Annotated in this window: 5 protein-coding genes; 3 read left to right on the forward strand and 2 right to left on the reverse strand. The window is 43.2% G+C overall.

Annotated features, from left to right (window positions below; genetic code table 11):
* Positions 1-99: 99 nt before the first annotated feature.
* The gene (surE, locus tag ACMN7X_RS13270; protein ID WP_418747940.1) at positions 100-864 is read right to left on the reverse strand and encodes a 5'/3'-nucleotidase SurE; all 765 of its coding nucleotides are present in this window, start codon (positions 862-864) and stop codon (positions 100-102) included.
* The gene (locus tag ACMN7X_RS13275) at positions 839-1,786 is read right to left on the reverse strand and encodes an FAD-dependent oxidoreductase (RefSeq protein ID WP_418747941.1); all 948 of its coding nucleotides are present in this window, start codon (positions 1,784-1,786) and stop codon (positions 839-841) included. The genes surE and ACMN7X_RS13275 overlap by 26 nt, the downstream gene beginning before the upstream one ends.
* Here ACMN7X_RS13275 and ACMN7X_RS13280 point away from each other — a divergent pair.
* The 3 genes from ACMN7X_RS13280 (at position 1,706) to ACMN7X_RS13290 (ending at position 6,737) form a co-directional block, all read left to right on the forward strand.
* Positions 1,706-3,433, forward strand: coding sequence for a hypothetical protein (locus ACMN7X_RS13280; protein ID WP_418747944.1), 1,728 nt, complete (start codon positions 1,706-1,708; stop codon positions 3,431-3,433). The genes ACMN7X_RS13275 and ACMN7X_RS13280 overlap by 81 nt on opposite strands.
* 157 nt (positions 3,434-3,590) lie before the next feature.
* Positions 3,591-5,030 carry a hypothetical protein gene (locus ACMN7X_RS13285; protein ID WP_418747942.1) on the forward strand — a complete coding sequence of 480 codons (1,440 nt, stop codon included), beginning with the start codon at positions 3,591-3,593 and terminating at the stop codon, positions 5,028-5,030.
* Positions 5,031-5,288: 258 nt separating this feature from the next.
* Complete coding sequence (locus ACMN7X_RS13290; RefSeq protein WP_418747943.1) at positions 5,289-6,737, forward strand: hypothetical protein; 1,449 nt, start codon at positions 5,289-5,291, stop codon at positions 6,735-6,737.
* Positions 6,738-6,855 lie beyond the last annotated feature (118 nt).

A 6,855-nucleotide genomic window follows, 5' to 3' on the forward strand; every position in this document is an offset into this window, starting at 1 on the left:
ATTTTTTTTTGCGGCTCAACGCATAAAAAAATGAAAAAACCTTCCCGCATTGTGGAAGGTTTTTGCTTTTCTAAAGAAGACAAATCGCCGGCATTCTTCTTAGGCAAATCTTATGGGAATTAGACTATATGTCGCTTTCCCTTTATCAAGACACTCAATATCAGTGACATCGCCCGTCGGCGAAGAAGTCTCGCCTATGGCATATGCAAAGTCGTATCCGCCGCGCTCATTTTTTACATAAAGCGACGCCATCTTTGCGTTTGCCGGGATAGATTTTTCAAAAGCTGCAGATCTGCTATATCTAACCGGATAGTTTACGTTCACGACCTTTCCGTCCAGATTATCCCGCTTTGCCAACATTTCAATGACAAATTCCGCAGCATGTTCCGACGCCTCCTCCACATTCTTTTGAAGCTCGCAAGAATCTATCACATGGCGCAAGCGGCACTGCTCGTAAAAACGTTTTTCTAAACGCATTGAAAATGCAAACGCCGGGAAACCCCAGCCCGCCCCTTCCGCAGCGGCTGCAAAAGTACCGCTACTCCAAAGAAGAGGATATGCGGTATTTTGCCCTATGTTAAGCCCGGAAACAACGGCATCTGGAGGCGTCTTGCACAAGTGGGCAAGAGCTATGTTCACGCAATCCGAAGGCGTTCCTGAAACTGTCCTGCAAGGAACTCCAAAATTGTCTATTTCCTTTACGGCCAGTTCGGAATGGCGGCTATAAGCCCTTCCAATCCAACTTTGCTCGCTGGCAGGAACAACGATCTCCACATCGGCAACTTGCGAAAGCGCTTTTGAGAAAATCGGCAAAAACGGCGACGTAATGCCGTCGTCATTAGAGAGCAGAAGGCGCGGCTTCATCTTTCAAGGGTTCGCCTCTCAAATACTTATTGATATTAGCCGCCGCTTTTTTAGCCTGCCCCATCGCGCTTATTACCGTGGCCGCTCCGCTTACGACATCGCCTCCGGCAAAAACACCCGCCATTGAAGTCTGCAAAGTTTCGGGATCAACTTCCAACGTGCCTTTGCGCGTGGTTGAAAGAGACTTGCATGTCATGGGGATGAGCGGGTTTGGACGGTTGCCAATTGACACCACAATTGCGTCGCAAGGTATTTGAAATTCGCTTCCGGGAATTTCAGTCACGCTGCGGCGACCCGATTCATCGGGTTCACCCAACTCCATTTTAACGCATTCCAACGCAACCACCTTCCCGTTCTCGTCGGCTATCACGCGTTTGGGATTCGTTAATAGCTGCAAATTTACACCTTCCTGCTCGGCATGATGCACTTCCTCTTTTCGGGCAGGCATCTGTTCGCGCGCGCGGCGGTAAACGAGCGTAGATTTCGCCCCTATGCGCAGTGCCGTCCGCGAGGAATCCATTGCGACATTTCCGCCCCCTACAGTGATTATATGCTTTGCATGTATGGGAGTAGTTGCATGGTTCGGGAAGTCGTAAGCCTTCATCAAATTAAAGCGGGTCAAGAACTCGTTGGCAGAAAACACTCCCACGCTATTTTCACCGGGAATTCCAAGGAACATAGGCAAGCCGGCGCCTGAACCTATAAACACAGCGTCGAACCCTTCCCTCATTAATTGGTCGACACTTTCCAATTTGCCTATCAGATAATTTAAATGTATTTTTACGCCCAGCTTTTTCAATTGCTCTACTTCGTGGGCGACTATTTCTTTTGGAAGTCTAAATTGCGGTATGCCGTACATCAATACGCCGCCCGGCAAATGCAAAGCTTCAAAGACTTCGACTTCGTGTCCGGCTATTGCCAAATCCGCCGCAGCCGTTATTCCGGCGGGACCGCAGCCTATTACAACCAGGCAACTCCGTCCAATCCTTTCAAATTTTATGTAGATATCGATGCGACAATTGCTAAGATAAATTCTAATTTCACGGCGGGATCAACTGTTTTTCAATTATCCAATCTAGACGGGACAAAAGCGACAACTTTAACCATTGACGCAGCGTCTTCAGATTCCGATGCAGGCATAGTAAATCTGCTTAGCGGCGACAATGCAACCAGCGATGAGGCATTATTGGGTTTTGACGGAATAGAAGGCTCGCAATTAAAACTTACAAATTCCCTAAATGAAAACGGTTCGGTAAGCTTTAATTTCTCAAATAAAGGAAAAGTTTTAAATAGAACAATAAGTTTTGGACAAAATCTACAAGTTCTCTCTGACAGAAATATATGTTTTTACGGAACTAACGGAGGAATAATAGAAAACGGAGGCGTGTATTATAACGTAGCCGGCTCTATTATCGCAAAAGATGGCGATGCTTACAAAGACATATATCTGGACGGATCTATCGGGGGAGTCACCATGACTGTTGCCTCAACAGGATCCATGACGGCAAACAACGTTTCAATTAAAAACTCAAATGCAAACCTTATAATTGACGGTCAAGTAAATGTCATGAAAGCTTCCGACTACACAATGACAACCGGAAGCTTAACAATAAACGGCAATTTAAACGTCGGAAGCAACGCATTTAATTTTTCGGGCGGCAACCTTACAATCGGCTCGGAATCCGCAATTACCGCAGGTTCGATAAACATAAAAGCAAATGCCGCAAATTCCACATTTACTGTTGCCGAAGGCGCCTCATTTACGCCTACAACCCTTCTTTACAATACAAAGCAGACGATTTACGTAAATGGGACTCTAAACACAACTCTTTCCGAAGGCGCTATGATAAATATTAACGTAGGCAAAAACGGCGTCTACAATGTGACAAACAGAAGCGGGTCCAGCCAGTGGACAATTTTTGGCGGAGACTGGAATGTAAGCGGCAAAGTTGTGACAAACGGATTTAACAACGACTCAAAAATAGCAAGCGGCCACATGACGGTAAATGAAGGCGCCCTAATCATCCATAATTCGGGAGGTATGAACCTAGACGGACAACAAAGTGTATGGAGCGAAATAGGCCCTAAAGCAATCCTTACACTAAATGCTTCAAACGCTTTTAGAGGCTCGGAAACCGGCACCCAAAGTTCTTATTATCTAAATATTTCAGCAGGAGATGTGCGCATAGAAGTAAATGCCGACAACACGTTTAGCAGATTAAGTTTCTCCACCATCACAAATCCGGAAAAAACTGCAACGCTGACGCTGTTTATTGCCGACGGAGTCCTCTTTGAAGTCTCGGACATATCGGGACTGAAAGAAGAAAACTTGGCGTCTCTCGTATTGGAAAACTTCGATAACAATAAAATAAAAGTCACAAACGCCGGAACAATCGACTTCTCAAAAATTTCGTCTTCAGACACTGTCGACGGAGAGCAGAAATGGGGCAACTTCCGCATCGAAAACGATTTTCTCGTTGCCGACTTGCTCGTGCCGGAACCTTCCGAAATTGCCGCAATTTTCGGCGCGTTGGCTTTAGTGTTGGCAATTTGCCGCAAGCGCAAATAAAAACCGCTATTAAATCGAATATTTTAAGCGTAAACCAGATATTGGTTTACGCTTTTATTTGCAGAATAGCAATATGGAAATATCTTGACTTTTATTACCCGCCGCTTAAGAAATTATTATAAAAGTATTTGGAATCTCTTTTTTTTTAATTTAAACTATGAAAAAACTGTTTTTTTTAAAGCCTCTTCCATTGATATTCTTTGCTGCAATGTGTGCGAACGCAGACGTTGTTTCCAGCGGGAAATGGAGTGAAAATTCAACTTGGAGCGAGGCTTCCGCCCCAATAACCTCGTCTTCCAATCCTTATACAGATCTTTCTTTTGCGTCCTCTGGAATAACTTTAGAAGTTGATTCCAACCAATACGCAGACCGCATTCAATTAGGTTCGGCGGCCGATACAACAATTGCTATTGATTCTGGAGCGTCTTTAACCCTATTTGGCTACGATGCAAAAGAAAATTCCAATGGCGGTCCGTATTATTACATTTCCGCAAGCGACCCATTAAGCAAACTTACTATTACCGGCGATGGAGAATTGGTTTTATCGAGAACAAACGAAACCCGATTCCAAATGGGACAAATTGTATGGGATGTAAACGTCACCTGCACAACAGGATCCTTTTATCTTCTTGGAAATACACAAGGAGGACTATCTTCTCTCACCATAAATAAAACAGCTAATTTTGCAAACAAGCAGGCAAATTACGGCAATTGGAAAGTAATTTTAAATTCCGGCGCAAATGTAACTTCGGGATTTTTGATTTGCGGAGGTAGCATGGAAATGGCAGCCGGTGCAACTTACAACATCGCGGGAGGCGCAAATCTCAGCAATGCTACGTTAAACGGAACAATGGTTATCAGCTCTTTCCGCAACTACCAAACAGAAAGAATGGCAGCTAAAATTTCGGGAACAACGGTGTTTGGAGAAACCGCTTCGTTCACTACAACTTCCACTGATTCTAGAGCAAGAGTTCTATTTAACGGCAATGTGACATCCAATGCCGCAAAAAATGCTATCAATATCGCGGGAACAGCTTTTTTGAACAATTATGTCGTTATGAATCTTAACTCGTCAAACGCCATAAAAACCGGATCTGCCAGCGGACAGGGAGATTCTACTTTTTATATTGTCGATTATTCCACTCCCAAAGTTGGCGAATCTTACGTGGATACATTTGCCGCATCTACCGCAACAATAAATCTTGGCGCAAACAATGATTTTGGAAGCCTAGTATTTTACGATGGATCCGTACTAAACTTATCCACCAATGGATACAATTCCACTATCGGGAAAATTGAACTATATTCCGGTTCGGGAGCTTATACTATAAACATATCAAATTTGACCGATTTTACTTTGAAAATAAACAGCCTTGAAAATATTAATTTAGAAGACGACGGCGCGGGGAATATGTTGGCAACTGACATATTTATCTTTGATGAAGATGACTTTAAGTCCAATGCCTATCTAATAGCAGACACCACAAACGGAGGATGGTGGATTAACGCAACATCCGAAATTCCAGAACCTGCAGAAATCGCCGCAATTTTTGGCGCGTTGGCTTTGGGGCTCGCATGCTGCCGCAAAAGGAAATAATTGACTTTTAAATATCGTTTTCAGTCTGTAAATTTTTCATTCCGTTAATCAGTCTGAGAATAAATATTCTTTTTACGTCTTCCAGAAGAAGCGTCAAATTGTTAAAACGTGCAAAATCTCTTTTTTTGTAGAATTTATTATAATTTTCCGAAGGTTTTTTTATAGAAAATTCAGATTCATAAGAGACTAATCATCAAAAAAACTTTACTTTTTTGATCTGCGCAAATAAACTTCCCTTAAAAATTGCGTTTATCTTTTATGAAAAATTTGTCTGTTTTAAAAAATTTTTCTATTATTATCCTTTCTCTAAGCGCTTTTTCGGCAAAAGCGGAAACAGTTTATTGGGTTGGAGATGGAACATTGTCGGATTCAAATACTTCGGCATGGGATTCAACAGGCTCTTGGTCGTCTGGAACAGTTCCGAATGAAACCTCCGATATTATCTTCGATAAAGATTATCTCACTGGATACGCCGGAGCTTATCTTGGCAGTAATTTATACATAAAAATAAACAGCCTAAAAATAGACAGCAATTACGGATATTTCCAAGTTCGGCAAGGATCAAACTCCGTATTTGAAATTGCCGGCGATTTTATAAAAGAAAATACCTCGGAAACTCTTTTTTGCTACACGTCAAATAATCCATCTTCCGCGCCAACCTTGACGATAGGCGGAAATTTGCAGGTTGGAACTGCCGATTATGTAGGAACGGGCGCAAGTATTCTCACAATAGGAGCCGATAGAGACTCCTCTGTAAGCGGTTGGGGCGGGCCAAAAACTCTTACAATTAACGGCAATATAGATTTATACAATACCTGCCAGCTAAAATTAAATGTGGGCACAACCACCACGACTTACGACACTTACGATCCAGCTGTCTACATTGGCGGCGTGATAAATATGCATAGGGGTACAGGCGAAATGGCGGGGAAAAACCCCACTTTATATTTAATAAACCGCTCCGATAAAGCCCCGGCGGGAACTACAACCGTAATAAGTTGCAACGGAGTTTCCGGCGAAGGGGTAATCACAACTTCAATCGGAAGCGAAGCCGTGGCATCGACGCCGATTCTCCATTTGCGCAATTCTGAAGACCAAAATTTTTCCGGTTGGCTTTCAGGATCTCAATATGCATCCTCAAAAATCATTATGGAAGGAACCGCGACGCAAACTTTTTCAGGCTCTAAAATAGCATGGACAGGCGGAATCGAAGTTCGCAGCGGAACTCTTATAATTACCGGCAGAGCTCCGACAGACAGCAACGTAAACCATGGAGATTTGGATATGTTGGGCGGACAATTCGGTATTCTTGCCGGATCCGTCTCCACACAAGGAGTCTTTTGGATGAATAACTTAAATTACACAAGCGGAGACATTTTGCTCAATGTAAATACCTCAACCTCCGACATGATAAAGCTCGACGGTACGATTATCGACAAAGGATTTTCCGACGGGGTAAATTTCATACTTTCCGGAAATCTCGACTTGCTAGTGGACAACTTTGTTAAAATCGTTGAATGGGGATCCATTTCAGAAATTGCAGACTCTGACTACCATGCCAATAAATATGGAGATTTAAACGCTGTGTTTGACTCCCGCGACGACGGCCTTTATGTAATGTACGCAGCCGTCCCCGAACCCGCAACATTTGCCGCTTTTTTTGGAACAATTGCATTGGCGATTGCCGCCTTAAGGAAAAGAAATTGATTTTTTTTTGCGGCTCAACGCATAAAAAAATGAAAAAACCTTCCCGCATTGTGGAAGGTTTTTGCTTTTCTAAAGAAGACAAATCGCCGGCATTCTTCTTAGGCAAATCTTATGGGAA

This window comes from Frisingicoccus sp., assembly GCF_048388605.1.
GTDB lineage: Bacteria > Bacillota > Clostridia > Lachnospirales > Lachnospiraceae > Frisingicoccus.

Coding starts and splice junctions, on each gene's coding strand:
- surE (WP_418747940.1), bottom strand. CDS start 864: ATGAAGCCGCGCCTTCTGCTCTCTAATGACGACGGCATTACGTCGCCG.
- ACMN7X_RS13285 (WP_418747942.1), top strand. CDS start 3,591: ATGAAAAAACTGTTTTTTTTAAAGCCTCTTCCATTGATATTCTTTGCT.
- ACMN7X_RS13290 (WP_418747943.1), top strand. CDS start 5,289: ATGAAAAATTTGTCTGTTTTAAAAAATTTTTCTATTATTATCCTTTCT.